The sequence below is a fragment of the Pseudarthrobacter sp. W1I19 genome (assembly GCF_030817835.1).
Classification (GTDB): Bacteria; Actinomycetota; Actinomycetes; order Actinomycetales; family Micrococcaceae; genus Arthrobacter.
In genome coordinates this window covers 4044171-4070337 of record NZ_JAUSZR010000001.1, presented here as the reverse complement: position 1 = coordinate 4070337, position 26167 = coordinate 4044171, and the positions used below count along the sequence as shown (strand labels likewise).

The 26167-nt window shown below is 64.9% G+C and carries 26 protein-coding genes and 1 pseudogene; 17 read left to right on the top strand and 10 right to left on the bottom strand.

Features of this window, described 5'->3' with window-relative positions:
- Positions 1-37 precede the first annotated feature (37 nt).
- The 9 genes from QF038_RS18810 to QF038_RS18770 all read left to right on the top strand — a co-directional run bounded on the left by QF038_RS18810 (position 38) and on the right by QF038_RS18770 (position 7195).
- Positions 38-595, top strand: coding sequence for a cysteine hydrolase family protein (locus QF038_RS18810; RefSeq protein WP_307612176.1), 558 nt, complete (start codon positions 38-40; stop codon positions 593-595).
- 268 nt (positions 596-863) lie between these two features.
- The gene (locus QF038_RS18805; RefSeq protein WP_307612174.1) at positions 864-1166 is read left to right on the top strand and encodes an urease subunit gamma; all 303 of its coding nucleotides are present in this window, start codon (positions 864-866) and stop codon (positions 1164-1166) included.
- 11 nt (positions 1167-1177) lie between these two features.
- Entirely contained in the window at positions 1178-1516 is a 339-nt protein-coding gene (locus QF038_RS18800) for an urease subunit beta (RefSeq protein WP_307612172.1), read from the top strand.
- The gene (gene ureC, locus QF038_RS18795; RefSeq protein ID WP_307612169.1) at positions 1513-3270 is read left to right on the top strand and encodes an urease subunit alpha; all 1758 of its coding nucleotides are present in this window, start codon (positions 1513-1515) and stop codon (positions 3268-3270) included. The genes QF038_RS18800 and ureC overlap by 4 nt, the downstream gene beginning before the upstream one ends.
- Positions 3271-3299: 29 nt before the next feature.
- Entirely contained in the window at positions 3300-3779 is a 480-nt protein-coding gene (gene ureE, locus QF038_RS18790) for an urease accessory protein UreE (RefSeq protein ID WP_307612166.1), read from the top strand.
- Positions 3780-3929: 150 nt separating this feature from the next.
- Complete coding sequence (locus tag QF038_RS18785; RefSeq protein ID WP_307612164.1) at positions 3930-4595, top strand: urease accessory protein UreF; 666 nt, start codon at positions 3930-3932, stop codon at positions 4593-4595.
- Between the two features lie 28 nt (positions 4596-4623).
- Positions 4624-5241, top strand: coding sequence for an urease accessory protein UreG (gene ureG / locus QF038_RS18780; RefSeq protein WP_307612162.1), 618 nt, complete (start codon positions 4624-4626; stop codon positions 5239-5241).
- 80 nt (positions 5242-5321) lie between these two features.
- On the top strand, positions 5322-6131 hold the full coding sequence (locus QF038_RS18775) for an urease accessory protein UreD (RefSeq protein ID WP_307613527.1): 810 nt from the start codon (positions 5322-5324) through the stop codon (positions 6129-6131).
- Complete coding sequence (locus tag QF038_RS18770) at positions 6131-7195, top strand: HoxN/HupN/NixA family nickel/cobalt transporter (RefSeq protein WP_307612160.1); 1065 nt, start codon at positions 6131-6133, stop codon at positions 7193-7195. Before QF038_RS18775 ends, QF038_RS18770 begins: the two co-directional genes overlap by 1 nt.
- Positions 7196-7262: 67 nt before the next feature.
- Here QF038_RS18770 and QF038_RS18765 read toward each other — a convergent pair whose 3' ends face one another.
- The 5 genes from QF038_RS18765 to QF038_RS18745 form a co-directional block, all read right to left on the bottom strand.
- Positions 7263-7715, bottom strand: a complete 453-nt coding sequence (locus QF038_RS18765) for a transferase (RefSeq protein ID WP_307612158.1) — start codon at positions 7713-7715, stop codon at positions 7263-7265.
- Positions 7716-7798: 83 nt separating this feature from the next.
- On the bottom strand, positions 7799-8458 hold the full coding sequence (locus QF038_RS18760) for a GntR family transcriptional regulator (RefSeq protein ID WP_050056657.1): 660 nt from the start codon (positions 8456-8458) through the stop codon (positions 7799-7801).
- A gap of 128 nt (positions 8459-8586) precedes the next feature.
- Positions 8587-9618, bottom strand: coding sequence for a transketolase family protein (locus tag QF038_RS18755; protein WP_307612154.1), 1032 nt, complete (start codon positions 9616-9618; stop codon positions 8587-8589).
- Positions 9615-10541 (bottom strand): transketolase, encoded by a 927-nt coding sequence (locus QF038_RS18750; RefSeq protein ID WP_307612151.1) that lies wholly within the window; start codon positions 10539-10541, stop codon positions 9615-9617. Before QF038_RS18750 ends, QF038_RS18755 begins: the two co-directional genes overlap by 4 nt.
- A 35-nt stretch (positions 10542-10576) precedes the next feature.
- Complete coding sequence (locus QF038_RS18745; RefSeq protein ID WP_307612149.1) at positions 10577-11914, bottom strand: MFS transporter; 1338 nt, start codon at positions 11912-11914, stop codon at positions 10577-10579.
- A gap of 240 nt (positions 11915-12154) precedes the next feature.
- Here QF038_RS18745 and QF038_RS18740 point away from each other — a divergent pair, with 240 nt between their 5' ends.
- From QF038_RS18740 to QF038_RS18730, 3 genes are read left to right on the top strand one after another with little or no spacing between them, the layout of a single operon-like run.
- The gene (locus tag QF038_RS18740) at positions 12155-12928 is read left to right on the top strand and encodes an SDR family NAD(P)-dependent oxidoreductase (RefSeq protein WP_307612147.1); all 774 of its coding nucleotides are present in this window, start codon (positions 12155-12157) and stop codon (positions 12926-12928) included.
- A gap of 28 nt (positions 12929-12956) precedes the next feature.
- Entirely contained in the window at positions 12957-13220 is a 264-nt protein-coding gene (locus tag QF038_RS18735; protein WP_307612145.1) for a hypothetical protein, read from the top strand.
- Positions 13221-13261: 41 nt separating this feature from the next.
- Positions 13262-13702 (top strand): SRPBCC family protein, encoded by a 441-nt coding sequence (locus QF038_RS18730; RefSeq protein ID WP_307612143.1) that lies wholly within the window; start codon positions 13262-13264, stop codon positions 13700-13702.
- A 75-nt stretch (positions 13703-13777) separates the two neighbouring features.
- On the opposite strand, the gene QF038_RS18725 is transcribed toward QF038_RS18730, so the two are convergent.
- Both QF038_RS18725 and QF038_RS18720 read right to left on the bottom strand, forming a co-directional pair.
- A complete protein-coding gene (locus tag QF038_RS18725; RefSeq protein ID WP_307612141.1) occupies positions 13778-14080 on the bottom strand; it encodes a hypothetical protein in 303 nt (100 codons plus the stop codon).
- A 72-nt stretch (positions 14081-14152) separates the two neighbouring features.
- Positions 14153-15013, bottom strand: a complete 861-nt coding sequence (locus QF038_RS18720) for an SDR family NAD(P)-dependent oxidoreductase (RefSeq protein WP_307612139.1) — start codon at positions 15011-15013, stop codon at positions 14153-14155.
- A gap of 137 nt (positions 15014-15150) precedes the next feature.
- Here QF038_RS18720 and QF038_RS18715 point away from each other — a divergent pair, with 137 nt between their 5' ends.
- Together QF038_RS18715 and QF038_RS18710 are read left to right on the top strand one after the other, a co-directional pair.
- A complete protein-coding gene (locus tag QF038_RS18715) occupies positions 15151-15747 on the top strand; it encodes a TetR/AcrR family transcriptional regulator (protein WP_307612138.1) in 597 nt (198 codons plus the stop codon).
- Between the two features lie 65 nt (positions 15748-15812).
- Positions 15813-16991: a DMT family transporter gene (locus tag QF038_RS18710; RefSeq protein WP_307612136.1), complete on the top strand. Its 1179-nt coding sequence runs from the start codon at positions 15813-15815 to the stop codon at positions 16989-16991.
- On the opposite strand, the pseudogene QF038_RS18705 reads toward QF038_RS18710, so the two are convergent.
- A pseudogene (locus QF038_RS18705) lies at positions 16947-17120 on the bottom strand (DUF3040 domain-containing protein); the annotation flags it as partial. The gene QF038_RS18710 and the pseudogene QF038_RS18705 sit on opposite strands and share 45 nt — an antisense overlap.
- Before the next feature lie 273 nt (positions 17121-17393).
- On the bottom strand, positions 17394-18440 hold the full coding sequence (locus tag QF038_RS18700) for an aldo/keto reductase (protein ID WP_307612134.1): 1047 nt from the start codon (positions 18438-18440) through the stop codon (positions 17394-17396).
- Between the two features lie 198 nt (positions 18441-18638).
- Here QF038_RS18700 and QF038_RS18695 point away from each other — a divergent pair, with 198 nt between their 5' ends.
- The 3 genes from QF038_RS18695 (at position 18639) to QF038_RS18685 (ending at position 22752) form a co-directional block, all read left to right on the top strand.
- Positions 18639-19373, top strand: a complete 735-nt coding sequence (locus QF038_RS18695) for a GAF and ANTAR domain-containing protein (RefSeq protein ID WP_307612132.1) — start codon at positions 18639-18641, stop codon at positions 19371-19373.
- Between the two features lie 154 nt (positions 19374-19527).
- On the top strand, positions 19528-21777 hold the full coding sequence (gene malQ / locus QF038_RS18690; protein ID WP_307612131.1) for a 4-alpha-glucanotransferase: 2250 nt from the start codon (positions 19528-19530) through the stop codon (positions 21775-21777).
- Between the two features lie 66 nt (positions 21778-21843).
- Positions 21844-22752 (top strand): SDR family oxidoreductase, encoded by a 909-nt coding sequence (locus QF038_RS18685; protein WP_307612129.1) that lies wholly within the window; start codon positions 21844-21846, stop codon positions 22750-22752.
- 255 nt (positions 22753-23007) lie between these two features.
- On the opposite strand, the gene QF038_RS18680 is transcribed toward QF038_RS18685, so the two are convergent.
- Positions 23008-26016 carry an alpha-amylase family glycosyl hydrolase gene (locus QF038_RS18680; protein ID WP_307612127.1) on the bottom strand — a complete coding sequence of 1003 codons (3009 nt, stop codon included), beginning with the start codon at positions 26014-26016 and terminating at the stop codon, positions 23008-23010.
- Positions 26017-26167: the final 151 nt, after the last annotated feature.

Genomic DNA, 26167 nt, shown 5'->3' with positions numbered 1-26167 from the left:
TTTCCCGGAACAAGCAAAACGAGGAAAGGTGCCGTGCATGATTGCCCTTCTTGTCATCGACATGCAGAACGCGTACTTCGAGGCGCCGGAACTGGCAGCGCAGCAGGAGCAGTTGGTGGCGTGCTGCAACAGGCTGCTTGAGGCTTTCAAAGCCAGCGGGCACAAGGCGCTGATGGTGGGCACCGAACACGAACGCGACAAATCCACCTGGACATTGAACATGCTCGACGACGACCAGGGCTTTATCTTTCGCGGCAGCAAGCAGGCAGAGGCTGTGCCCGGGCTGGCCATCGATGGCTTGCCCCAGCTGAACAAGACGCGGGACAGTGCTTTTGTGGGCACCAACCTGCTGTCCCGCCTCCGCAACTGGGGTGCCGACGAAGTGGTGCTCGCCGGCGTCTCCACCCACAACTGCATCGCCCAGACGGGGGCGGACGCCTTCGCCCACAACATCCGGGTCACGTATGCAAAGGAAGCCATGGCCTCCGAGGACAGCCAGGACGCGGCGGACATGCTGCGCATCCTGTCCACCACCTACCGCCAGCCCGTCCAGTCAACGGACGAGATCCTCGCCCGGCTCAAAGAGGCAAGCTAGTCCGCCGGTCTCCCAGCCTTAAGGCCGCTCACCTCCCCGGCCTGAGGCGCTGAGTTTCCCCGCCTTTAAGGACGGACGACGGCGTGTCCCGGCGAATCGCCGTCGTCCTCGCCTTCCCTGAGCCGAAACCTGGGGAAATTCAGCGCGCAGCCGGGGAGCCGGTGCAGGCCCGGTGCCGGAGAGACGGGATTACCCCGCCGAAACGTGGCTGAAACGTCCGCAACCTATTCTGGGTCCACGCCGTCCGCTGGCCGCTGAAGGGACCCCCATGCATCTGATGCCACGTGAGCAGGAAAAACTCCTGATTGTGGTGGCCGCCGATCTGGCGCGCCGCCGCCAGGCCCGCGGACTCAAGCTCAACTATCCGGAAGCCGTGGCCATCATCAGCTACGAACTGATCGAGGGTGCCCGGGACGGGCGCACCGTTGCCGACCTCATGAGCTACGGCACCACCCTGCTCGGCAGGGAAGACGTCATGGAGGGCGTGCCGGAGATGATCCACGACGTGCAGATCGAGGCGACCTTCCCTGACGGCACCAAGCTCGTCACCATCCACGATCCCATCCGGTGAAGGGGCAGGCCATGATTCCAGGAGAGTACATCCTTCGGCCGGAGCCTGTGACGGCTAATGCCGGCCGGGAGGCGATCGACGTCGCCGTCACCAACACCGGCGACCGGCCCGTCCAGGTGGGCTCGCACTTCCATTTTGCCGAGGCCAACGCTGCCCTGGCTTTTGACCGGGAAGCAGCCTACGGCCGGCGGCTCGACATTCCCGCCGGAACCGCCGCCAGGTTCGAACCCGGGGACTCGCGGAACGTGCGGTTGATCGAATTCGCCGGCAGGCGTGAGGTGTACGGGCTCAGTAACGCTGTCAACGGCAAACTGGCCCGGCCCGGCCACGGAGAGAAGGATACTCAGTGAGCTTCGAGATTCCCCGGCGGCAGTATGCCGATCTCTACGGCCCGACGACGGGCGATGCGATCCGCCTGGCAGACACCGACCTGTTCCTGGAGATCGAGAAGGACCTCACTGTCTACGGCGAGGAAGTGGTGTTCGGCGGCGGCAAGGTGATCCGCGACGGCATGGGCCAGAACGGCCAGGCGGTCAGGGACGACGACGGCCAGGGCGGCGCCATCCCCGACACCGTGATCACCAACGCGGTGATCCTTGACTACACCGGCATCTATAAGGCTGACGTGGCCCTCAGAGACGGGCATATCTTCAAGATCGGCAAGGCCGGCAACCCCCAGATCACCGATGGTGTGGACATTGTGATCGGCGCCAGCACAGAGATCATCGCGGGCGAACGCAAGATCCTCACGGCCGGCGGCGTGGACACCCATATCCACTTCATCTCTCCGGACCAGGTCCCCACGGCCCTTACCAGCGGTATCACCACCATGATCGGCGGCGGAACCGGCCCGGCCGAAGGCACCAAGGCCACCACCGTGACCCCCGGAAAGTGGCACATCCAGCGGATGCTGCAGGCGGCCGAGGGATTCCCCATGAACATCGGACTGTTCGGCAAGGGCCATGCCTCCGCCGTCGAACCCCTGGCCGAGCAGATCCGCGCCGGTGCCATCGGGCTCAAGGTCCACGAGGACTGGGGGTCCACCACCTCCTCCATCGACATGTCCCTCACGGTGGCGGACGAGTTCGACGTCCAGGTGGCCATCCACACGGACACACTGAACGAGTGCGGCTTCGTGGAGGACACCATCCGCGCCATCAACGGCCGGGTCATCCACACCTTCCACACCGAAGGTGCCGGTGGCGGACACGCCCCGGACATCATCAAGATCGCCGGGATGCCGAACGTCCTGCCGGCCTCCACCAACCCCACCCTGCCGTACACGCGCAACACCATCGAAGAGCACCTGGACATGCTGATGGTGTGCCACCACCTCAACCCGGACATCCCCGAGGACGTTGCCTTCGCAGATTCCCGGATCCGGGCCGAAACCATCGCTGCCGAGGACGTCCTGCAGGACCTGGGCATCTTCTCGATCACCTCCTCGGACTCCCAGGCGATGGGCCGGGTGGGCGAGGTGATCACCCGCACGTGGCAGGTGGCGGACAAGATGAAGAAGCAGCGGGGGGTATTGGAAGACCCGCGGGGGGACGATGCTGCCGGCCTTCACGGCAGTGCGGGCAGCGACAACTTCCGGCTCAAGCGCTATGTGGCCAAGTACACCATCAACCCGGCCATCGCGCAGGGCATCGCGGACTCCGTGGGCTCGGTGGAAGTGGGCAAATTCGCGGACCTGGTGCTGTGGGACCCGGCCTTCTTCGGCGTCAAACCGGAGCTGGTGCTCAAAGGCGGCCAGATCGCCTACGCACTCATGGGCGACGCCAACGCCTCCATCCCCACCCCGCAGCCACGCATTATGCGCCCGATGTTCGGCGCGTTCGGCAAAGCCGTCCAGCAGTGCTCCATCACCTTCCTGTCCCAGGCAGCGATCGACGCCGGCGTTCCCCATGAGTTGGGGCTGGAAAAGGTCATCCGGCCGGTCTCGGGCATCCGCACCCTCACTAAGGCGGACCTCAAGTACAACGACGCCACACCGGACATCCAGGTGGACCCGGAAACCTACCAGGTGACGGTGGACGGCGAGGATGTCACCTGCGAGCCGTCCGACGTCCTTCCCATGGCCCAGCGTTACTTCCTGTTCTAGACCTTCGTCTTACAACTTCGGAGCCCCTCATGATCATCGAAAAAGTCCTCGGCAACCTTCACGAACTCCCGGACCCGCACACCTACGCCGCCCTGCACCAGGAAAAAGTGGTCCTCCCCAGCGCCCAGCTGGTCAAGCGCATCCAGCGCGCCACCACCGACCACGGCAAGGAGATCGGCATCCGCCTGCCCTCCAGCTCGGGAGACCTGCGCGACGGCGACATCCTGCACATCGAAGAAACCAACATGATCGTGGTGTCCGTGCTGCCCACCGACGTGCTCGTGATCGCACCCCGGGGCATCCACGAAATGGGTATCGTGGCCCACTCCCTCGGCAACCGGCACCTCCAGGCCCAGTTCTTCGACTCCTCGTCCGAATATGAAGCGGACGTCATGGTGTGCGCCTACGACCACACCGTCGAGGACTACCTCATCCATGTGGGTGTGACTTACTCCCGGCAGGAACGCGTCATGCCTGTTCCTTTCCGCCATGCTGAACACTCGCACTAATTCATCGCCTTCGGCTCGTTTCACCGTTTGCGCCTTGGGGGCTTCGGCGGGAGATAGGGGCCGTGCCCGCTCCGCGGTGCCCGCCACGCCGCGGCCCCTATCTCCCGCCTCCGCCGATTCAAAAGGTCGCCTTCCGTTGAGGTGCCTTAGATGAGTTATCAGCTTGCGCTGCAGCAACTTGTCGATTCCGCTTTGCCTACTGGGGCTTTTGCTCACTCGCTTGGGTTTGAGTCCTATATCGATGCCGGGGTGGTTCGTGATGAGGCTGGTTTTGGGCGGTGGTTGTCTGCTTTTATCTCGCAGCAGTTGACCTATTCTGACGGATTGGCCATTCGGTTTCTTTATGAGGGGGCTGATGTTCTTGAACTTGATTCGCTGCTCTCTGCTTCTTTATTGCCCCGGCAGGTTCGGGAGGCTTCCGTCAAGATGGGGCTTCGGTTGTTGGAGATTGGGGCGGAGGTCTTTCCTTCTGCTGAGCTGGGGCTGTACCGAGACCTGGTGACCATTGGCCGGGCGGCGGGGCACCAGCCGCTGGCGTTCGCCGTCGTCGCCCGTTCACTGGGCGTGCCGCTGCAGGAGGCGCTCGTCGCCTACCTTTTCGCCGCCGCCACCTCCCTGACGCAGAACGCCGTCCGCGCCATCCCCTTGGGCCAGAACGCCGGGCAGCGGCTGCTTCGGCAAGCGGCCGACGACGTCGCTGCCGCGGCCGTGCGGATCCCGCACCTGACGCCGGACGACTTCGGCGCCGTCAGCCCGGGACTCGAGATTTCGCAAATGCGGCACGAACGCCAACGTGCCCGGATGTTCATGAGCTGACCGTGTTTTTGGATTCAAGGAGGAAACAATGAGCGAACCCATCAAGATCGGCATCGGCGGACCCGTTGGAGCAGGCAAAACCCAACTCGTGGAGCGCCTTACCCGGCACATGAGCGCTGAAATCTCCATGGCCGCCATCACCAACGACATCTACACCATCGAGGACGCCAAAATCCTCGCCGCCAACGGCATACTCCCTGTGGACAGGATCATTGGCGTCGAAACCGGCGGCTGCCCGCACACCGCCATCCGCGAAGACACCTCCATGAACACCGCCGCCATCGAGGAACTCAAAGCCCGGCACCCCGACCTGCAGGTCATCTTCGTCGAATCCGGCGGCGACAACCTCTCCGCCACCTTCAGCCCCGAGCTCGTGGACTTCTCCATCTACATCATCGACGTGGCCCAAGGCGAAAAAATCCCCCGCAAAGCCGGCCAGGGCATGATCAAGTCCGACCTCTTCATCATCAACAAAACCGACCTCGCGCCCCATGTTGGGGCGGACCTAAATGTGATGGAACGGGATTCGCGGGAATTCAGGGGCAACAAACCCTTCTGCTTCACTAACCTCAAGACCGACGAAGGGCTGGAAAAGGTCATCGACTGGATACGCCACGACGTCCTGATGCTTGACCTCGCGTCATGACCACGACGGCGGGATTTCGACAGGCTCAATCACCGGTGGTTGAGCCTGTCGAAACCTCGATGGGTCGGCTTGAGCTCGTCATCAGTGAGCGTGGGGAGCATTCCATTGCGTCCCGGCAGTTTCATCAAGGCGCCTTGAGAGTCTTGCGGCCGCACTACCTCGATGACTCTGGTCAGGTTTGTTATGTCGTGGTGAATCCTGGCGGGGCTTATCTCGGGGCGGATCTTTTTCTGCTGGATGTCGAGGTGCAAGCAAGGGCGGAACTAGTTCTCACCACCCAGTCGGCGACGAAGGTTTATCGGACTCCGGGGTCTTTTGCTGAGCAGCGGATGGCTGTCCGGCTGGGGGAGGGGGCGCGGCTGGAGCTTGTGCCTGACCAGCTGATTGCCTACCGGGAGGCCAGCTACCGGCAACGGACGCACATTACTGTCCGGCCGTCGTCGTCCCTGGTGATGGCTGAAGTGGTAACCCCGGGATGGTCCCCCGACGGAGCCGCTTTCCGATATGAGGAAGTGCGGCTGCGGAACGAGATCCACGTCGAAACAGATGGTGGCACCCAGCTGCTGGCACTCGACAACCTCCTGATCCGGCCGCCGTCGGGGGATGTCACCGGGCTGGGGTTTATGGAGGGGTACAGCCACCTCGGATCGCTGGTTGTTATCGACCCGCGAGTGGACCAGGCGCTCGCCGATGACCTGCACAGCGTGACCTCGGAAAACGATGCCTTAACCGGTATCTCACTCACCCGCAGCGCGGCGGGAACCACCGGGCTGGTGCTGCGCTCGCTCTCGAACAGCACGGGCGAACTGAACAGCCTGCTCGGCGCCTGCACAGCCCTGCTTCGGAAGCGGTGGTACGGGCAAGAACCGCTGAACCTGAGGAAGCACTGATGACGAACATCGCCGCGTTCTACCGTGAGCGGGACGCCCTGCCGCTGCGGACCCGCCTGTTGTGCATGTTCGGTGCGGTCGCCGGCTTGCATGCCGCCGCCGTCGTACTTTTGCTCGCAGGCAATACCGGCACCCCAGGAAGCGCAGGCAGTCCCGGCGCGCAGGCCCTCACTTGGGGGCTGGTCCTGACTGCCTATCTCGCCGGCGTGAAGCACAGCTACGACTGGGACCACCTCGCCGCGATCGACAACTCCACCCGCAAGTTTGTGGCCGACCGGCAGGACCCTGTGAGTGTCGGGTTCGCCTTCAGCCTGGGCCACAGCTCCGTGGTGACGCTCGCCGGTGTGCTGGTGATTGCGGGCGCGGCCATGGTCGGGGAGGTCATGCAGGACGGCTCCACCGGCAACCTGGTCCTTGGCCTGATCGGCAGCGGCGTTTCCGGGCTGTTCTTGCTGGTGATTGGCCTGTTCAACGGATCGGCCTTTGCTCGCTCCGCACGTGCCTATCGCCGCTCCCGCAGCGGTGGCGCCGTAGATCCGCGGGACCTCGAACCGCAGGGACTGGTGGCGCGGCTTCTCGCCCGGCCGCTGTCCCGGGTGCGGCGGCCGCGGAACGTTTACGTGATCGGCTTCCTGTTCGGGTTGGGCTTTGACACCGCCACCACCATCGGCCTGCTGATGATGACGACGGCGGCGTCCCTGGCCGGGGTGCCGCCGTTCGCCTTGCTGGCGCTGCCGCTCGCGTTCACGGCCGCCATGACGCTGTGCGATTCTCTGAACGGGCTGGCCATGATGCGGATGTACCGCTCGGCCCTCACCGACCCGCAGCGCAAACTCGGCTTCAATGCCCTGGTCACGGGCATCTCTGCTATATCCGCCTTGTTCATCGCGGCGATCACGCTGGGCGGCTTCCTCAACGCAGCCTTTGCGTTGGAGGATCCTGTGACGGCTTGGCTGGGATCCATCGACCTGGGCGACGCCGGCCTGCTGCTCGTGGCGCTCCTGCTCGCCGTGTGGGGTGGTGCGGCAGTAAAGGCGCGGCTGGCTGACCGTTTCAAGCCGTAGGAAAGAGGCTGCCGGAGGGGCGCGCCCCTGCCCGGGCAGACGCAAGCTCCAACTGTTGCAGCGCGGCTCAGGCCGCCATCCGGCCTTTGCTCTTCCGGTGCGGCCGGTGCTTCGCCTGGTCCGGGGCGTACGTCCGGGCACTCAACGGGACGTGCCCGCCGTCGGGAACTGTTGTGTCGGCGTGCAGGTGCACGCCGTGCTCGATCAGGACACCGGAGCCAATCCTCGAATGGCTCCCGATGTGCACCCGGCTTCCCACTACCGTGCCGCGGCCGATCCGCACCCCATCACCGATGACCGTGCGGTCACCGATGGTCGCGTCGCGGTCAATCCAGCTGCCGTGCCCGATGCGGCAGCCCGAGCCGATCCTGGCCCCGTACTCCACATAGGTCATCGGACCGATGCGTGCACTGTCGGCCACTGTTGCGCCGGGGGCGATGAGGCCGCCACCGTTTGTATGGCGGGCGTATCGGGTGACCTTCCCGGCGTCGTCTTCAACTGATACAAACTTCGCGTTCATTCAATCCCTCGTCTGAAGGCGCGGACTCTTCCGCACATTCAGTTAACGGTCAGCAACTCAAAGGGATTCCCGGACGGGGGGTACTAGGCCACCAGGTTCGCGGCGGCACTGTCCATGTGCTCCCGGATGGTCTTGCGCGAGAGGGACGCGTCGCCGGTTTCGATGGCCGCCACGATCTCGCGGTGACGGTCTACGCTCATATTCTTGACGCCCTTTTCCAGGCCGCCGAACATGATGGACATCCGGATGGAGCCTTCAAGCGACTCCCAGGAGTGAAGAAGGGTTTCATTGCCGGTCAGCCGGCAGAGAGTGCGATGGAATTCCATGTCGGACTCGATCCGTTCCTCCAATGACGCGTCCTGGGCCGCCTCCATTACGTCAATAGTCTGATGCAGGGTCTGGATCACGTGAGCGCGGTCCGGGAGCTCGCATAGTGTGCGCGCCGCCAAGGATTCAAGGGCCGCCCGGACAGCGAAAATGTCCCGAATCTCTTTTTCGTCCAGGTGCCGGACGGAGAGCCGGCCGCGGGGCCCGGCAGACAGCAGGCCCTCCTGTTCGAGCTGACGCAGGGCCTCGCGGAGTGTTCCCCGGCTGATTTGCAGCATCTCGGACAGCTCGGTTTCCACCAGGTGCCGGCCGGGCGCCAGCTCGCCGCTGGTGATAGCGGTCCTCAGCGCCGACAGCGCCTGCTCGCGCAGGCTTTTCTTCTGCAGTCCCAGCAACGGTGCTGTCACTCCTGCCATGGCCTCTGTCCTCAATGTTGTAAGTTGACTGTTTACAGTCCTAACTCGATGGTACGGCAGAAAGCACGGCGCCCGCTGAAGCCGGTGCCGTGCTTTCTGCGTTAGCTAAAGTCTGTCCGGGTCTTCGCTTATGACAGCTCGGCCAGTACCTTCGCCACGATGCGGTCCACGGCAAGGCCGTAGCGGTCATGCAGTGTGGGCAGCGCCCCGGCGTCCAGGAACTGGTCCGGCAGCGCCACGGGGACCACCCGCTTTCCTACCCCGGCGGTGACGACGGCGGAGGCGACGGTTTCGAACAGGCCGCCCACTACGGAGTGGTTTTCCAGGGTGACGGCCAGCCGGTCGGTGTTGATTTCGGCGAGGACGGTTTCGGCGTCGAACGGTTTGATGGTAGGGGTGTGGACGACGGCGACGTCGACGTTGTGTGCCGCCAGCGCCTTGGCTGCCTGCAGGGCCCGCATGGTCATCAGGCCGGAGGAGATGAACACGACGTCGTTGCCGCCGCGCAGGACCTTGGCCTTGCCGAGTTCGAACGTGTAGTCGTACTCGTCCAGGACGGTGGGGACGTTGCCGCGCAGCAGGCGCAGGTAGGTGGGTCCGTCCGACGCTGCGAGTTGGGGGACTGCCTGTTCGATGTCGATCGAGTCGCAGGGGTCAACGATGGTCAGGTTGGGCATGCCGCGGAAGATCGCCATGTCCTCGGTGGCTTGGTGGCTGGGGCCGTACCCGGTGGTGAGGCCGGGCAGCCCGCCGACGATGTTGACGTTCAGGTTTGGCTCGGCCGCGTCCAGGCAGAGGAAGTCGTAGGCGCGGCGGGCGGCGAACACGGAGTAGGTGGATGCGAACGGCACCAGCCCGGTCTCGGCCAGCCCGGCGGCGGCGCCGAAGAGCAGCTGCTCGGCCATGCCCATCTGGAAGAACCGTTCCGGGAAGGCCTTGGCGAAGATGTGCATGTCGGTGTACTTGCCCAGGTCCGCGGTGAGCCCGACGATTTTGTCGTTTTCCTGCGCGGCTTTGACCAGTGCGTGCCCGAACGGCGCGGAGCTGGTTTTCTGGCCGGGATCGGCGAAGGACGCGATCATGGCCGAGGTCTTCAGCTTCGGCTTCGCGGCTGTCGTAGTAGCTGCTTGTGCCGAACCGGCCTTGGTGGTGGTGCTCATGCTGAAGCCTTTCCTTCGTAGCCGGCGGTGAGCTGCTCGCGGCAGGTCTGCCATTCGTTCTCTTCGATGCGCATGAAGTGCGCCTTTTCGCGTTCCTCCAGCAGCGGCACGCCGCGGCCCACCTTCGTGTCGCACAGGATTACGGAGGGGCGTCCGACGGCGGCGGCCTGGGCGGCTGCGTTGTCGAACGCTGCCAGCAGCGCGCCGACGTCGTTCCCGTCCACGCGCTGGGTGTACCAGCCGAACGATTCCCACTTTTCGGTCACCGGTTCGGTGCGGAGCACGGTGTCGGTTTTGCCGTCAGCCTGCAGGGCGTTGATGTCCACCATCGCGGTGAGGTTGCCCAGCTGGTGGTGGTGCGCACCCATGGCGGCCTCCCAGGTGGAGCCTTCGTCCAGTTCGCCGTCGGAGAGGAAGTTGAACACTCGGGCAGCGGAGCCCTGGTAGCGCAGGCCCAGGGCCATGCCGACGGCGATGGTCAGGCCGTGGCCCAGGGAACCGCCGGAAATTTCCATGCCGGGGGTGTAGGTGGACATCCCGGACATCGGCAGCCGGGAATCGTCCGAGCCATAGGTCTCGAGCTCTTCGACCGGCACGATCCCGGCCTCTGCCAGCGCGGCGTAGTGGCCGATCGCGTAGTGCCCGGTGGAGAGCAGGAACCGGTCGCGGGCCTCCCAGTGTGGATCCTCGGCACGGAAGTTCAGCTGGTCACCATAGACCGTGGCGAGCATGTCAGCCGCTCCCAGCGCCTGGCCCACATAGCCCTGGCCCTGGACCTCGCCCATGTTCAGTGCGTGATGCCGGATCCGGTAGGCAGCCGCGCTGATCTTTGCGATGCGCTCTTGGGTTACCGGGCCATGCGCCGCTCCGTTCCCGGGTGCGCCGGCCGCTGTCGCCCGGTCCTGGACAGTGTTTGTTGGCATTGCTTGCTCCGTGTTCGTGTCGTGTACGACCGTCATTAGACGCTTACCGTGTTGGGGGTGCTTTTGGTGGCTGCGTCAGCCAGTTCGCGCTCCCGCTTGCCCCAGGTTTCCCGGGTGGCCACCGCGGCCCAGAGCCCGATCAGGGCGTACGTGCCGAAGAGCAGTGCCGGGCCCATCCAGCCGAAGCTGACGAACAGCAGGGTGGTGATGAACGGGGTGAAGCCGGAGACCATAGCGGAGATCTGGTAGGCCAGGCTGGCACCGGACGCACGGGTCTTTGCCTGGAAGAGCTCCGGGAACCAGGCGCCCTGGGCTCCGGCGAGGGAGTTCTGGCAGACCGCGTAGGAGATCACGATGGTGATGATGATGGCGATGAACAGGCCCGTGTTGACCAGCAGGAACATCGGAATCGCGAACAGTGCGGCGAAGGCGGTGGACCAGATGTACAGGGGCCGGCGGCCTATGCGGTCCGTCAGGCGGGCCCAGGCCATAGTGGCGATGATGCCTATGGCCGAGGCGATGCAGAGGGCGACGAGGGTCTGGGTCTTGTCCGCGAGCTTTTCAGTGTGCAGGTAGGAAATCATGTACGTGATGGACACGGCGTAGCCGGCGGTCTCGGCAATGCGGAGGCCGATGCCCTTGACGATGTTGCGCCAGTCAGTCTTGATGACCTCAACGATGGGGGACTTCACGATGTCGCCGCTGTCCTTGACCTCATCGAAGACAGGGGATTCGGGAACCTTGGACCGGATGATCAGGCCGACAGCTACGAGCACGATGCTCGCCAGGAAGGGAACGCGCCAGGCGAGCTCGCCGCCCAGGTTCACGCTGACCAGGAAGGTCAGGTTGGCCAGCAGCAGGCCCACCGGGAAGCCGGCCTGCACGATGCCGGTGTACTTGCCTTTGGACTTCCAGGGTGCGTGCTCGTAGCTCATCAGGATGGCGCCGCCCCATTCGGCGCCGAAGGCCAGGCCCTGGACGATCCGGACGAAGACCAGCAGCGCCGGAGCCAGCAGCCCAACGGCGGCGTAGGTGGGCAGCAGGCCGATGGCGAAGGTTGCCAGGCCCATCAGGATGAGCGAGGCCACCAGGACGGGCTTGCGGCCCACCTTGTCACCAAGATGGCCCCCGATGATGCCGCCGAGCGGGCGGGCCGCGAAGCCGACGCCCAGGGTGGCGAAGGAAGCGAGGGTGCCCGTCACGGGATCGCTTCCGGGGAAGAAGGCAGTTCCGAAGTACAGCGCAGCGGCGGTGCCGAAACCGATGAAGTCATACGTCTCGATCACCGCGCCCACCCCGGAGCCGACGGCTACGCGCCTGGCGTCCTTGGTTCCGTGGACCGGACCGCGCATGGTCAGAGCATCTTTGCTCATAGTGGTTCCCTTTCGAAAAGCAGCTGGAGGAATCCGCCGCTGTCGACTGTTAACAAATGATATCCCTAAGTGTGACTTCCATCATGCCCGTATGTCAACAGTCGACTTCGAAGGTTGACTGTTAACACTAAGAGCCGTAGTGTGTTCCCCATCACTTGAGCAAGAGAGTGCCGGGCAAGGACCAATGTGGCTCCTTGACCGAGTACCGCTTACCGCCACCAGCACGTCCAAGGAGTAATGATGACCACTATTCAGCGCACCGCCGTCCTCACCGGGGCAACTTCGGACCGGGGCATCGGGCTCACTACCGCCCGCCGCTACGCCAACCAGGGCTGGGCGGTGGTGATCCTGGACCTCGACGGCGAGAAGTCCGCCAAGGTCGCCGCCGAGATCGGCAACGAATTCAACGTCCCCGCCTTCGGCCATGAAATCGACGTCGCAAACGAAGCATCCGTCACCGCTGCCCAGGCAGCTGTCGCCGCCGAGGTTGCCGCGGGCAACCTGCCGCCCGTCGGTGCCCTCGCCAACATCGCGGGCATCACCTCGCCCGTTCCGTTCCTCGAGACCACGCTGGAGTTGTGGCACAAGGTGATGGACGTCAACGCCACCGGCACCTACCTGGTCACCAAGGCTTTCCTGCCGGACATGATCGAGAACGGCTGGGGCCGGATCGTGAACATGTCCTCGGTGTCCGCCCAGCGCGGCGGCGGCGTTTTCGGCAAAGTTCCCTACTCTTCAGCCAAGGCAGCTATCCTCGGCTTCACCAAGGCCCTTGCCCGGGAACTCGGCACCACCGGCGTCACCGTCAACGCCATCACCCCCGGCGCGGTGGACACCAACATTCGTGTAGGCAGCACCGAGGAGCAGGAGGCGGCCATCAACGCCGGCATCCCGCTTGGACGCAACGCCAGCACTGAGGAAGTGGCAGCCGTGATCACCTTCCTGTCCTCCGAGGACTCCGCCTACCTGACGGGCACCACGATCGACATTAATGGCGGAAGCCACCTCCACTAACAGTCCTGCCTGGCGTAGGAACAGCGCTGTGAAGCCGTACCGCTATCATGACTGGCGCCGGTTGATTGGGACGCCGGTGGAGATCCGCAAGGATTTCCAGTGTGTCCGGACCGGCGTGGTGGATGACGCCATGGAGGATTCCTCTGCCTTGTGGATCGCGGCAGACGCCGGCGGCGGCAGGACCCTCTTTACTGCCGCCGAGGGTTTCGAAGTGTGGATCAGGCCCCAGGAGTTGGATGGAAAGTTGTGCTTTAAGATGGCAGCCGCCCAACTCTGTGCGCCGCGTCGCTGACAGGGGTGGGCTTCCGGAGATGGGGTTCCTACACTGGGGTGATGATCACAGTCACCGGAAGTGTGGAAACAAAATTGCCCGCGGAGCAGGCCTTCGCCTACATGCGGGAGTTCGAAAACACCAGTGAGTGGGATCCCAGCACTCCGGTCATGGACAAACTCACGCCTGGTCCGGTGGCTGTGGGCCACCGGTACCACGCCGAGTCCGAGTTCCGGGGCAAACGGCAGTCCCTGGAGTATGAGGTCATCGAACTGACGGAGACCCACATCAAGCTCCGCGGTGAGAACAAAACGGTGACTGCATTCGACTCCATCGACGTCAGCCCCGCGGCTGGCGGGTCCGTGGTCAAGTACACGGCCGAGTTCAGCATCAAAGGGCCTGCCAAGATCATCCAGCCGCTCCTGAAACCGGCGTTTATGTCGCTGCGGGACCCGGCGTTGAACGGTATTCGGGACACCCTCAACTCCCGCGCTGCAGCCTAGAGCCCCGAACCCAAAGGCCAGCCCGAACCCGGCGGCCCGACTGGAACCCAGCGGCCAGAGTGGGCCCGGGCTCGCCTACATGCAGGATTGCGGGCCGGAGGAATCCCTGCGCGGCACGGTGAGCGGAGAGTTGCTGTAAGGGGCCATCGCCAGCAGTTCACGAGGCCGGCCTTCCGGATCCGGATGCTCGTTGACAGCCTGGGACAGGACGTCGCGTTCCTTCGCCGGAAGGCTGGTGCGTCCCGCGGTGTAGTCCTTGATGTCCTGTTGTGTGGCGTTGCCGCCCAGGGCGATGTAATCGAGCCACAGCTGGGCGAGATCAAGGTTGTGTTCCTGGATAACCCCGCCGGTCAGTGACTGCTGGTCCTGCTCGTCCATTACTCCGTCCGCTCCCAAAAGACTTCTTCGTCCTATCGTTCGGAGCCACCTCCAGGATGGATGGGTTGAAAGTCAGGAGAGTTTTGCCAGCAGGCTGCACTCCTCCCACAAGCGCCTCCGGGCTTCAGGGTCCGAGCCCATCCCCGGCGTCGGAAGTTCCTTCCTTTTGGCCCACAGCTTTCCAGAAACCTCGGCGGGTTCGGGTGCGCTGGCAAGCCAGATTGGGGTGTCAGCAGCCTTTTCGGCAGGGGCGCCGATGGCATTGGTGATCCAGCGGAACGGGCCGCCCACGTCCTGCAGCAGGCCAGTATTTTTGACCAGTCCGGGGTGCACAGCGTTTGCCACCACGCCCGTGCCACGGAGCCGTTCGGCAAATTCCTGGGTGAGGAGGACCCTGGCCAGCATGGTGGGCGGCGTGGAGCGGAGGTAGCTGTACTTGCCGTTGGCGGTTTGGAGGTCGTCGAAGTTCAGTCTGGTGCTGCCGTACCTCGATGCCACGTTCACGATGCGCCCGCCTCCGGGAGCGCCGCCGACTCCGCTGCGCTTCAGTGCGTCAAGCAGCAGGGTGGTCAGCAGGAAATAGGCCATCACATTGGTGGCGAAGGTCAGCTCGAGCCCGTCAGGAGTCACTTGGCGTTCCTTCCGGAACACGCCCGCAGCGTTGACCAGCACGTCCAGCCGTTCGTGCCGGGAGAGGACCTCTGCCGCCGCCAAGCGGATGGAGGACTGGACGGACAGGTCACACGCCAGTGGTTCGAGCCTGGCGTCCGGCACTTGGCTGCGGATGCCTGCCATGGCTTCCTCCGCCCTGGCAATGGAGCGTCCGACGACGACGATCGCGCCGCCTTCACGCGCCAGCCCGGCCGCTACCGCCTTCCCCAGCCCGCCCGCGGCACCGGTAACAAGGGCCACGCGCCCATCCATTGAACCCATTGCCGTCTCCTCAGCGCCGAAGTCGCCTTCAGGTTACGCCTGACTGGTCCGTTCCATCACGAATCCCGGGGAGGTATCGTGCTCGGCAGCCAGGGGTAGGTAGACTGGCCTACCTACCCCTGGTTCAAGGAGCTGCGGTGTCCCCGGTTGACGTACCCCTGTCATCAAAAAGGCGTGCCCGTGCACTGTTGCTCGAGGCCGCCGCGCGGCTCTTCTATGCCCAAGGTGTCGGTGCCACGGGAATCGACACCATCACGGCCGAGGCTGGTGTGGCGAAAAAGAGCCTGTACAACAACTTCGCCTCCAAGCAGGACCTGGTGGCCGCCTACCTCGAAGCCCGGCACGAAGAGTGGCTCGCCCTGTACCGGGCGCGTGTTGACGCCGCTTCCGGGCCCCGTGAACGGGTCCTGGCCGTCTTTGACGCCTATGTGGATCACGCAAACTTCGCCTATGAGCATGGGTTCCGCGGCTGCGGATTGCTTAACGCGGCGGCAGAACTGCCCGCTGGAAGCCCGGGGCGGCTGGCGGTCCGGCACCACAAGGAAGAAGTTGAGGCACTCCTGGCCAGGCACGTGGGAGAGCTTCTGCCGGAGCAGGACAAACGCCATCCGGATCTTGTCGCCCACTTTGCCTTCCTGGTGGAAGGCGCCATGGTACGGGCGGGACTCGAAGGCGGAGATGCGCGGCTTCTGCAGGGCCGAACGATTGCCGCGCAGATGCTGGACGAGCTGTGACGGGTTCCACCGGACGCTCTGCCCGGCAGATCGGACCCAGCGGCGGGCGTGGGCGGAACAGCCGAGTGCTTTCGGGGACGAGCCTGTCCGGGCCCCACAGCCTGACCGGGCCTGACCGCCTGCCCGGGGCACGCTGGGGTGCCGTTTTTGTGCTGGCCGCGTCGGTGCTGTGGGGGACTACGGGAACAGCGGCTACCTTTGCTCCGGCAGTGAGCCCGCTGGCCATTGGTGCCGTGGCCATGGGTGTGGGCGGTCTGCTGCAGGCAGCCTATGCAGCCAGGCCCATCCGTGGGCAATGGCGGCTGCTGTTGGAGCAATGGCCGCTGGTGTCGTTGGGTGCGCTGGCCGTTGGTGTCTATCCCCTGGCGTTTTATACCTCCATGCATCTTGCCGGCGTCGCAGTGGGAACCGTGGTTTCCATTGGCTCGGCTCCCGTGGCCGCAGCGGTCATCGAGCGGTTTGCCGACAAGAAGCCGCTCACGCGCCGGTGGCTGGCCGGAGCACTGCTCGGCGTCGCGGGCGCGGGGCTGTTATCGGTTGCCGGACACAGGCCCGGCGGTGCTGATGGCGCGAGCGGCGCCGGCACGGAATCCGCTCTGGATTCCTGGGCGACGCCCGCGGGTATCGTTTTGGGCCTGGTTGCGGGCGTGACGTACGCCCTCTATTCGTGGGCGGCGCATCGCCTTATCGGTGGCGGACTGTCGGCACGGGCCGCCATGGGCGCGGTTTTCGGAGTGGGCGGGGTGCTCCTGATGCCGGTCCTCCTCCTGACCGGACGCCCACTGGTCGAATCCTGGACGAACGTCGGCGTTGGAGCCTACATGGCCATTGTCCCGATGTTTGCCGGGTACATCCTGTTCGGGTGGGGCCTGGCCCGGATCCGCGCGAGCACCGCCACCGGCCTCTCCCTGGTTGAAACAGTGGTTGCAGCGGTGCTGGCCGTGCTGGTGGTGGGGGAGCGCCTCCCGGCCGCGGGCTGGGCTGGGGCGGCCGCCGTCCTGGCCGGGCTGGTTTTCCTGCTGCCACGTGCGTCCGGGCAGGGGGATCACGAAGATGGCGAACGGCTACCTCTTCCGTCCGCGCTACCCCGCCCGTCCATGCCGGCCCCCGCGATGGGGCCTGGGCTTCCGCACCGCGAGGTAGGTGCCCAGAGCCATCAGAAGGATTCCGCTGATGGCAATTCCGATGATCTGCCCGCTGACACCCGCGATAAAGAGGACAAGGCCGAGCAAACCCGCGGCTGAACCGTAGTAGACACCTGACCTGAACCGGCGCGACGGGTACCCGGACAGCAACTCCATCGCCAGGTGCGGGTCGTCGGCTATCAGCCGGAGCTCCAGCTCCTTGAGGAGCCGCCGCTCCTCTTCGGACATTGGCATTGGACGGCCTTGAAATCACACTTCTGGACTCTCGATATTGACCGTAGGAGCCTTGCCCCCTTCCGTCAAGGGCGAGGCCGGGCGGCCGGTGGAGGTCGTCCGGTAGCGTCGTAGAAAAGGGAATCTTCCAGCACCCTTACCCCTGCAGTGGGGACAGGTGCGGCGGGCCGGGATGCCGGCATCAGGTGTTCCACCACGGGGATCGCCGGCAGTGCGGGCTCGCGCTCAGGCGGGCCTCAGCTCAGGCGGGCCGAAGGCGGGACTGGACTAACGCCGTCGTAATTCTGCGAACTCAATCGACGGGACGATGGCGCCCGCGTCCCGTTCCACGAAGTTGGTGCCCGGGGGCACAACGTCGTCAATTGCATCAAGGACGGACTCGCCGAGCTGGACGTCCGCGGCCTTCAGGTAGGCGGCCAGGTGCTCCTCGCTGCGCGGCCCGATGATCACGCTGCTGATGGCCGGGTGCGTCAGCGCGAAGCCGATGGAGAGATCCACCAGCGACAGCTCCAGCTTGTCGGCCAGCCGCGCCAGGGCATCGGCGGCAAGGAGCTTCCGCTCGCTGGACGGACCGGAAATGTCGTAGCGGCCGGGCAGTGAATGCACCCGGGTCGGTGCTGTGCCGGACTCCAGCACAAAGCTGCCTGACAGCCAGCCGCCTGCCAGCGGACCGTAGGCCAGCACGCCGAGCCCGTACTGCTGGGTGATCGGGAAGACGTCGCGTTCGTTGGCGCGCACCAGCATGGAGTAGGGAACCTGGTTGCCGAGCGGCGGGATGAGGTGGTTGGTGGTGGCGAGCCACTGGGCCTCCACCAGCTGCGCCGGGGTGAATACCGAGGTGCCGTAGTAGAGGATCTTTCCCTGCCTGATCAGGTCATTGAGGGTGGTGATCGTCTCCAGGACATCGGTGTTGTAGTCCGGCCGGTGCGCCTGGTACAGGTCGATCCGGTCAGTCTGCAGCCGTCGTAGGCTGCCTTCGACGGCCTGCGTGATCCAGCGCCGGGAGTTGCCGGAATGGGCAGGATTGGGGCTCATCTGGCCATGGAACTTGGTGGCCAGGAAGACGTCGTCCCGGCGGCCGCGCAGTGCCCGCCCCACAACCTGCTCCGACTCTCCCTGCGAGTAGACGTCGGCGGTGTCGATGGCGGTGATGCCGGCATCCAGCGCGGAGTGGATGATCCGGATGCTCTCCTCGGCCCCGGTGGGGGCACCGGGCGGGCCGCCGGTTCCCTCGCCGAAGTTCATGGTGCCCAGGGTCAGCGGACTGATCGGCGTGCCTGACCGCCCGAACACCCGCAGTTCACTGAGGCTCATTTTCCGGTCTCCTCACAGTTTCTTTGGCATGCAGCTTTTGACACGTGCCCTTTTATCGTCACGAGGCTACACAGATCGGCGGTGCTGCTGCAGAATTCCGCCTTAGAGCTTCGCTTTTCGACTTTTGGAGTAACGCACCGGTCCGGGTGTGACGTTTTATGGAGCGCCGGAAGGAGCGGAAGTCGCTTATATTGAGGGATGGACACTCCCAGCAGCGACGAGCAGTTCGTCAAGCTGCACGACATGATTATCGGCAGCGCCAACGTGAGCGCGTTCCTTGGCGACCTGTCCGTCCTCGCCGCCTCGACCCTGGGGGAGACCGCAGGTTCACTCATTGAATGCGGCGTGACGCTCCGGCAGCGCAAGCGCAGTGCCACCGTCGCCGGAAGCAGCCCGCGCGCAACTCTGCTGGACAAGCTCGAGCAGGAACTGGGGCAGGGGCCGTGCCTGACAGCCCTGGAAATCATGAAGCCGGTAGTCCTCCCGGACGTGGCAACAGACACCCGCTGGCCTCAATACCAGAAGCTCCTGAAGGACAATGGCTGCGCCAGCGTGCTGGGAGTTCCCCTCGCGCTGGACAACAGCCATGCGGCGGCACTGAACTTCTTCGCTTCCGAACCGGGCCTTTTCACGCACGCCGTGGTGCGCCGGGCAGAAGGTTTTGCCGAACTGGCGGGACGGGCGGTGCGGCTGGCCCTGAGGATCGCTGATGCCCAGAACCTGGCGGAGGACCTCACAGCAGCCCTGGAACACCGCACCGTTATCAATTTGGCCTGTGGTGTGGTGATGGCGCAAAACAGGTGCTCCCAGGAAGAAGCGATGGCCGTCCTCACCAAGGCTTCAAGCCACCGCAACCGGAAACTGCGTGATCTCGCCGGGGACATCCTGAACCAGGTCAGCTCGGGCACGGTCACCACTCACTTCGAGCCCTGAAGCGGCCTCTCCAAGCGACAAAACCAGCCTGGGTTTCACCTGTGCGGCCGCCTGCAATAATCTGAACCAACGGTTGTGCGCGGGGTGCAAACGCCCGGTGCAACAGGCAGCACTGTAAGTTCGGGCCACATCACACCAGACGAGGCGGACACGAATGACGGCTTCAGACCAGCAGCACTTCCCACCATTGCCCGCGCCCGCGGACACGCCGGGCTTACCGCCCGCTGCAGATGGAGGAGTCTATGAGGCTGCTGCCAGGGAGCCCGTGGACCCGCACCTCCTCCAGCAATTGGCTGATGCGCACGGGGTGGGAACGTCTTTCCAAGGTTGGGACGGGCTGCCGCACTCCGTCGCCGAAGACACCTTAATCAAGGTCCTCGGCTCCCTCGGGGTGCGGGCGGACACCAACCAGCTCATCCAGGCGGCACTGGCGGAAGCCGAACTGGCGCCCTGGCGGCGCATGCTGCCGCCCGCCGTCGTAATCCAGCAGGGCGAGCCTGCGCAGGTTCCGGTGCACGTGCGCGACGGCGCCACAGCACAGCTGACCATCGCCCTTGAGGGCGGTGCCGGGTCCCGGGTTGGCGTCCAGCAGGACCTTTGGGTCCAGCCGCGGGATATCGACGGCGTTGCTACCGGACGGGCGACCTTCGCCCTTCCGCAGGATTTGCCGCTGGGATGGCACACCCTGCATGCAGAATCCGAAGGTGCCAGCGCGTCCGCCACGCTGGTAGTGGTGCCCGCACGGCTGACCACCGCAGCTCCCTTGGAGGAGCGCCGGGGCTGGGGACTGGCTACCCAGCTCTATTCCGTGCGCTCCAAGCGGTCCTGGGGCATCGGCGACTTCTCGGACCTGGCTGACCTGGCCGCCCTTAGCGGCACCCGCGGGGCGGACTATGTACTGGTCAACCCCTTGCACGCTGCCGAGCCGGTTCCACCCGTGCAGCCGTCGCCGTATTCGCCGTCCACCCGTCGGTTCTTCAACCCGCTGTACATCCGCATCGAGGCCATCCCCGAAGTGGCCTATCTCAAGCCGCGCAAGCGCGCCACGGTCGAGAAGCTCCACGAAGAGGTGGCCGGGCTGAACAAAGATGGCAACCGGCTGGACCGCGACGCCGTCTACGCCGCGAAGCTCCAAGCACTCGAGCTGCTCTACCATGCGCGCCGGCCGCCAGCCCGGCAGGCCGCCTTCGACGAGTTCTGCCGGATTTCCGGCAAGGGCCTGGACGACTTTGCCCTGTGGTCCGCCATCCGCGAGGACCTGCCGGCCGGGGACCCGTTCTGGTCCGATCCCGCCCGTGCACTGGGCACACCCCAGACTGAAGCACTGCGGGAACGGCTGGCGGACCGGATCGGGTTCCACCGCTGGCTCCAGTGGATCTGCGACGAACAGCTCGAAGAAGCCCAGCGGGCCGCGCTCCGGTCCGGCATGCGCCTCGGTGTGGTCCATGACCTCGCCGTGGGCGTGGACCATAGCAGCGCCGACGCCTGGACACTCCACGACGTCCTGGCACCGGGAACCAGCGTGGGCGCGCCCCCGGACATGTACAACCAGCAGGGCCAGGACTGGGGCCAGCCGCCTTGGCACCCCGCTCGGCTGGCGGAGGCCGGCTACATTCCGTTCCGGAACATGCTGGCCACCGTGCTGCGCCACGCCGGCGGTGTCCGGGTGGACCATATTCTGGGCCTTTTCCGGCTGTGGTGGATCCCGGCCGGAAACGCTCCCGGCGATGGCGCGTACGTGAAATACGACCACGAGGCATTGATAGGCATCCTTGCCCTCGAGGCGCAGCGTGCCGGGGCCGTGGTGATCGGGGAGGACCTGGGGACCTTCGAGCCGTGGGTCCGGGATTACCTTGCCGCCCGCGGCATCCTGGGCACCTCCATCCTGTGGTTTGAGTACGACGGCGATTCGCCCCTTGCGCCGGAAAAGTACCGCATGCAGGCGCTCGCCAGCGTCAACACCCACGACCTCCCGCCCACTGCCGGCTACCTCGCCGGAGACCACGTGGCCTTGCGCAGCGGCCTGGGCCTGCTGGAGCGTCCGGAAGCGGAGGAGCGGGCCGAGCATAACGCCTCGCTGGAGAAAATGTTTGCCCTGCTCCGGGAGCGCGGGTACCTGCCCGAGGACGGGCCCGGGGGAGCGGCCGGACGTGAAGAGAGGACCATCGAGGCACTGCACTTGCTGCTGGCCCAGGCGCCGTCTGTGTTGCTTGGTGTTGCCCTGGTGGATGCCGTGGGCGAGCGGCGGGTCCAGAACCAGCCGGGCACCACTGAAGCCCTGTACCCGAACTGGCAGGTTCCGCTGGCGGGACCGGACGGTCATCCCGTTTTCCTGGATGACCTTCCCGCCAACGCGCGTTTCAACTCGCTGCTGTCGGCGGTGGAGGGAGCCCTGCGCGGCTAGGGAGCCAGTCGTGCTGCCCGGGTTTTGCCTGGGTATACAGCCAGGGTCAACAGTCAGGAGAGGACGATGGGTGAAGGGCCAGTACTCGTTGTAGGCGGCACCGGCATGGTGGGCGGCCAGGTGGTCACAGAGTTGCTGAACCGGGGGAAGCAGGTGCGTGCACTCGTCCGGCCGGGCTCGGATGCCTCACGGCTGGAATCTTCCGGGGTGGAAATTGCACGCGGGGACATGATGGACGCGGACTCGTTGGCCCGCGCGATGACCGGCGCCGATGCGGTGATCACTTCTGCCGCCGGCTATACCAGGCACCGGAAGGGCGACAACCCGGAGATCGACACGGTGGGCAACTCGAACCTCGCTGATGCTGCCAAGCGTGCCGGGATCGGCAGGTTTGTCCTCACCAGCATCCTCACCTGCGACCAGACGCCGGAGGTGCCGCATTTTTGGCACAAACGGCTGATGGAGGACAGGCTGCAGGCCCTGGGCGTCCCGTTTGTGGCACTGCGTCCCGGCGCTTTCCTGGACCAGGTGACCCGGTTTGGCGGTGACCCCATCACCAAGCACAAGGTCAGATGGTTTGGCTCGCCGGGAATCCCGCTGACCTTTGTCCTCACTTCGGATCTGGCCGGGTACCTCGCAGACGCCGTTGATGCTCCGGGCGTGGAGGGCCAGCGGATCGATATCGGCTGGGACAGGCCCATCTCCATGCAGGAGTTCGCCGACATCGCGGAGCGGCTGACCGGTGAGGAGATCCGCGTCCAGACTGTTCCCGTTGGCGTGGTGCGGGCAGCGGGTGCGCTGATGGCACCGGTCAACCCGATGGCGAAGGATCTGGCCGCCATGATGGGCTGGTTCCAGACCGGCAAGTACGTTGCCGACACAACCCGGCAGGCCGAAGTCTTTGGCCCTCCACCAACGGCAGAGGATGCGGTGCGGCGGCTCGTCACGAGCATGGGGCACGCCGTCAAGGGTTGACGGCCTGCCGGAAAGCCATCCTCCAGCAACAACGCGAGGTCACTTTTAGCCCAATCCGATGGCTCGGAACGGCCACAAATCCCCATCTGCAGCCTAACCTCGCAAGGCCCCACCGGCTCCCAGCCTTCGCAAGCTCAGGCCGGGTCCCTCGCCGATGTGGGCCCACGGCCAGGGAACCCGCGGACGTGGGCCCACCACCCGCGCCCATGCCTCAAGCTCGGCCAGGGAACCCGCGGATGTGGGCCCACGCTGTTATTACCCCGCCGTGATCAGGTGCGTGAAGTGGTCGTAACGGAAGGTGACTGGGCCGCCGTCGTGCGTAAACGGAATGTTGCCGCCGTTCGGCACGCCGTTGGCGCCATAGTTGACGTTCCAGGACCGGTCCAGCGCCGCCTTGAACTCGTAGCTGCCCGCCGGAAGATCCGGCACGGTCAGCTTCCACACGAGGTCGGCCTTATCCAGTGCCAGCTGTGCCTGGTCGCATTCAGGCAACCAGTCGGCGCTGCAGCCCAGCTCAGCCCCCAGGCTCCCGGCCACCGACACGGCCTGCGGCTGCTGCGACCCGTACACTGCGCTGAGCACGTGGGTACTGTTGTCGTAGCGGAACGTGACCGGCCCGCCAGGGTGGTCCAGCACGATGTTCGGTCCATTGAAGGCGCCGTCAGCTCCATAGTTCACATCCCACTTGCCGTTGAGCGCGGCCTTGTACTCGTACTTTCCCGCGGGAAGCTCAACCGTGAGGCGCCAGATGTTGTCCGCCGGATCCAGAGTCATCATGGCCTGGGTGCACGTGGGCGCCCATTCTTCGCAGCCCATTAGCTGGTTCAGGGAACCTGCCACTGTGACCGAATCCGGCTGCGGCGCCTGGCCGACGGTGACGGTCCGGACTTCGCTGGAGACGTTGAAACCCGGGCCGGCCATGGTGGCGCGGTACCGCACTTGGGTTCCGTCCCCGAGGCCCGAGACGTCATCCTTCACCGAGTACACCGGCGAGGAGTCGTCTGAACCTACCGCAGTCCAATCACCGCCAGCAACGCTGCGTTCAAAGGACACCACGTGGCTCGCCTTTTCCGGGTCCGCCGTGGCACTGAGCTCCACGGAGCCCTTCACGCTGCTGCCCTCAACGGGCTTCTGGAGCGTGAGGACCGGTGCGGGAACGGTTGCTGCGCGGCTCTGTGAGGTTGCGGTGTGCCCACCGTTGTCCAGAACAGTGGCGCGGTACTCCACCGACGAGCGGGCGTCCAAGGCCGCCACGTCATGGAACACCCGGTACGGCGCGGTGTCGTCCGTGCCGATGGGCTTCCACCCGCCACCCGCTGTCCTGGCCTCGAAGGTGACCTCGTAGAACGAGGAACCGTCGACGTCGGCCGTCACTTGAATCCGCCCGTTGTCACCTTGGGCCGGGGCCGGCTCCTGGAGGACGACGGCGGGCGCCGCCTTGGAGTGCGGAATCCGGCCGGAGGACTGGTAAACCACGGCGGAAAGCGGGGGAACGCTGACAGTGAGCTTGCCCTCTGCCGAGGTCTTGGCCTCGTCCGCGCCTTCACCGTAGATCCTGGTGTAGGTGCGCTTGGCGATGTAGGTGGGCACCTCCGCGGTCTGCGGCTGCTCGCTGTTGTTCAGGGCAACCACGTACTCGCGCTGGTCCTCGGCATCGGTACGGGAGAAGGCGTAGATGCCGGGACCGTCCGAAGCGTACCTGTGCTGGTGGGCGCCGTCGCGCAGTGCCGGGTGCTCCTTGGTCAGCCCTGCGAGCTGGCTGATCTTGGCATACAGCGGGTGCCCGGGGTTGAAGTTGTCCGTAGCGTGCGTGGCATCCGTGCCCAGCAGGTCATCGTCGAGATACTCCGGCACCTGGCTTGCAAAGAGCGTCTGCCGGGCATCCTGGTCCCCGCCCGGGCCGGTGAAGCCCTGTTCGTCGCCGTAGTAGATCACCGGGTTGCCGCGGGAGAAGTACATCAGTTCGTGGGCGAGCTGGTCGCGGGCCACTTGCTCGGCATCCGTTGAACCGGGATTGTCTGCGGCGATGAAGCTGCCGATGCGGCCCATGTCGTGGTTGCCCAGGAAAGTGGGGAGCTGGTAGACGTTCGAATCGGCATCGGTGTACCAGTCGTCACCGGCGAAGAACGTTTCCAGCGCGGTGGCGTCCTGGCCCTTGGAGGCGAAGTTGCGCGCTGCGTCCTGGAACGGGAAGTCCAGCACTGCCTGCATGCTGTTTCGGGTGGTGAACTGCGAGGTGAAGCTCTTGGTGGTGTCGAAGACTTCGCCGAACATAAAGAATTCGTCCTTGCCCTGTTCTTTGGCGTAGTTAAGCACGTCCGGGCCGAATTCCTGCCAGAACTCGTTGTTGACGTGCTTCATGGTGTCGATCCGGAAGCCGTCCACGCCAAAGTCGCCGATCCAGGCTTTGTAGATGTCCTTCATCCCGTCTACCACCTTGGGATGCTCCGTGAAGAGGTCATCCAGGCCGAAGAAGTCACCGTAGAAGGAGTCCTCGCCCACGAAAGTAGTGTCGCCGCGGTTGTGGTACAGCGTGGGATCGTTCAGCCAGCCCGGAACTTTCAGGTGCTCTTCGCCTGGTTCCAGGACGGGTATATAGGGGAACGAGGTGGCCGCATCGAGCTTGGGGAAGGTCTTGGTCCCCGCGTAGTCGCGGTCATCGAACTCCTGACCGTCGGCCGTCTTGTAGGGCACTGCATCCTTGGAGGTGTATCCCTTGCGCGCGGCTCCCTCGTAGCCAATGACATCAGCCGTGTGGTTGGTGATGATGTCGAAGTACACCTTCATGCCGCGGCTGTGGGCTTCGTCAATCAGTGCCTTGAGCTCCTCGTTGGTGCCCAGGTGGGGGTCGATCTGGGTGAAGTCCGTGACCCAGTAGCCGTGGTAGCCGGCCGACTTGTCCTCGGGCTGCACTGCCTTGTTCTTGAAGCTGGGGGTCAGCCAGATGGAGGTAGTGCCCAAGCCTTGGATGTAGTCGATCTTGTCCAGTAGGCCCGTAAGGTCGCCGCCGTTGTAGAAGCCTTTCTTGGTGGGATCGAAACCTGACACCAAGGGATCGCTGCCCAGTCCGCCGTCGTCGTTTGTGGTGCTCCCATTGCTGAAGCGGTCAGCCATGACGAAGTAGAAGTTCTCGTCCGTGACTGGCGCGCGCAGGCTGTGCGCCGACGCCGATCCCGGGTTTTTGTTGCCTTGGCCATTCCCGCCGGGGTCATTGTTGCCCGGGGCGGCTTGGGCGGGAAGAACCGAGGCAGAAATTGCAACCATCGCGGCCACCAGGGCAGCCGCCGTGCGTGTTGTGGTTCTGGCTGTGCTTGGAGTCCGGGCGCCGCCGTTCATGGGACGGCTGCCTGTGTGATGAGGTGTGGCGGTTGAGGAGCTGCTTGTTCTGGCGCATGGGGATGCGCCTTGGAGGGTG

Bases quoted from the DNA above. Each gene is read 5' to 3' on its own strand.
- QF038_RS18810 (WP_307612176.1), top strand. From the start codon at position 38: ATGATTGCCCTTCTTGTCATCGACATGCAGAACGCGTACTTCGAGGCG.
- QF038_RS18805 (WP_307612174.1), top strand. From the start codon at position 864: ATGCATCTGATGCCACGTGAGCAGGAAAAACTCCTGATTGTGGTGGCC.
- QF038_RS18800 (WP_307612172.1), top strand. From the start codon at position 1,178: ATGATTCCAGGAGAGTACATCCTTCGGCCGGAGCCTGTGACGGCTAAT.
- ureE (WP_307612166.1), top strand. From the start codon at position 3,300: ATGATCATCGAAAAAGTCCTCGGCAACCTTCACGAACTCCCGGACCCG.
- QF038_RS18785 (WP_307612164.1), top strand. From the start codon at position 3,930: ATGAGTTATCAGCTTGCGCTGCAGCAACTTGTCGATTCCGCTTTGCCT.
- ureG (WP_307612162.1), top strand. From the start codon at position 4,624: ATGAGCGAACCCATCAAGATCGGCATCGGCGGACCCGTTGGAGCAGGC.
- QF038_RS18770 (WP_307612160.1), top strand. From the start codon at position 6,131: ATGACGAACATCGCCGCGTTCTACCGTGAGCGGGACGCCCTGCCGCTG.
- QF038_RS18765 (WP_307612158.1), bottom strand. From the start codon at position 7,715: ATGAACGCGAAGTTTGTATCAGTTGAAGACGACGCCGGGAAGGTCACC.
- QF038_RS18760 (WP_050056657.1), bottom strand. From the start codon at position 8,458: ATGGCAGGAGTGACAGCACCGTTGCTGGGACTGCAGAAGAAAAGCCTG.
- QF038_RS18755 (WP_307612154.1), bottom strand. From the start codon at position 9,618: ATGAGCACCACCACCAAGGCCGGTTCGGCACAAGCAGCTACTACGACA.
- QF038_RS18750 (WP_307612151.1), bottom strand. From the start codon at position 10,541: ATGCCAACAAACACTGTCCAGGACCGGGCGACAGCGGCCGGCGCACCC.
- QF038_RS18745 (WP_307612149.1), bottom strand. From the start codon at position 11,914: ATGAGCAAAGATGCTCTGACCATGCGCGGTCCGGTCCACGGAACCAAG.
- QF038_RS18740 (WP_307612147.1), top strand. From the start codon at position 12,155: ATGACCACTATTCAGCGCACCGCCGTCCTCACCGGGGCAACTTCGGAC.
- QF038_RS18730 (WP_307612143.1), top strand. From the start codon at position 13,262: ATGATCACAGTCACCGGAAGTGTGGAAACAAAATTGCCCGCGGAGCAG.
- QF038_RS18725 (WP_307612141.1), bottom strand. From the start codon at position 14,080: ATGGACGAGCAGGACCAGCAGTCACTGACCGGCGGGGTTATCCAGGAA.
- QF038_RS18720 (WP_307612139.1), bottom strand. From the start codon at position 15,013: ATGGGTTCAATGGATGGGCGCGTGGCCCTTGTTACCGGTGCCGCGGGC.
- QF038_RS18700 (WP_307612134.1), bottom strand. From the start codon at position 18,440: ATGAGCCTCAGTGAACTGCGGGTGTTCGGGCGGTCAGGCACGCCGATC.
- QF038_RS18695 (WP_307612132.1), top strand. From the start codon at position 18,639: ATGGACACTCCCAGCAGCGACGAGCAGTTCGTCAAGCTGCACGACATG.
- malQ (WP_307612131.1), top strand. From the start codon at position 19,528: ATGACGGCTTCAGACCAGCAGCACTTCCCACCATTGCCCGCGCCCGCG.
- QF038_RS18685 (WP_307612129.1), top strand. From the start codon at position 21,844: ATGGGTGAAGGGCCAGTACTCGTTGTAGGCGGCACCGGCATGGTGGGC.
- QF038_RS18680 (WP_307612127.1), bottom strand. From the start codon at position 26,016: ATGGTTGCAATTTCTGCCTCGGTTCTTCCCGCCCAAGCCGCCCCGGGC.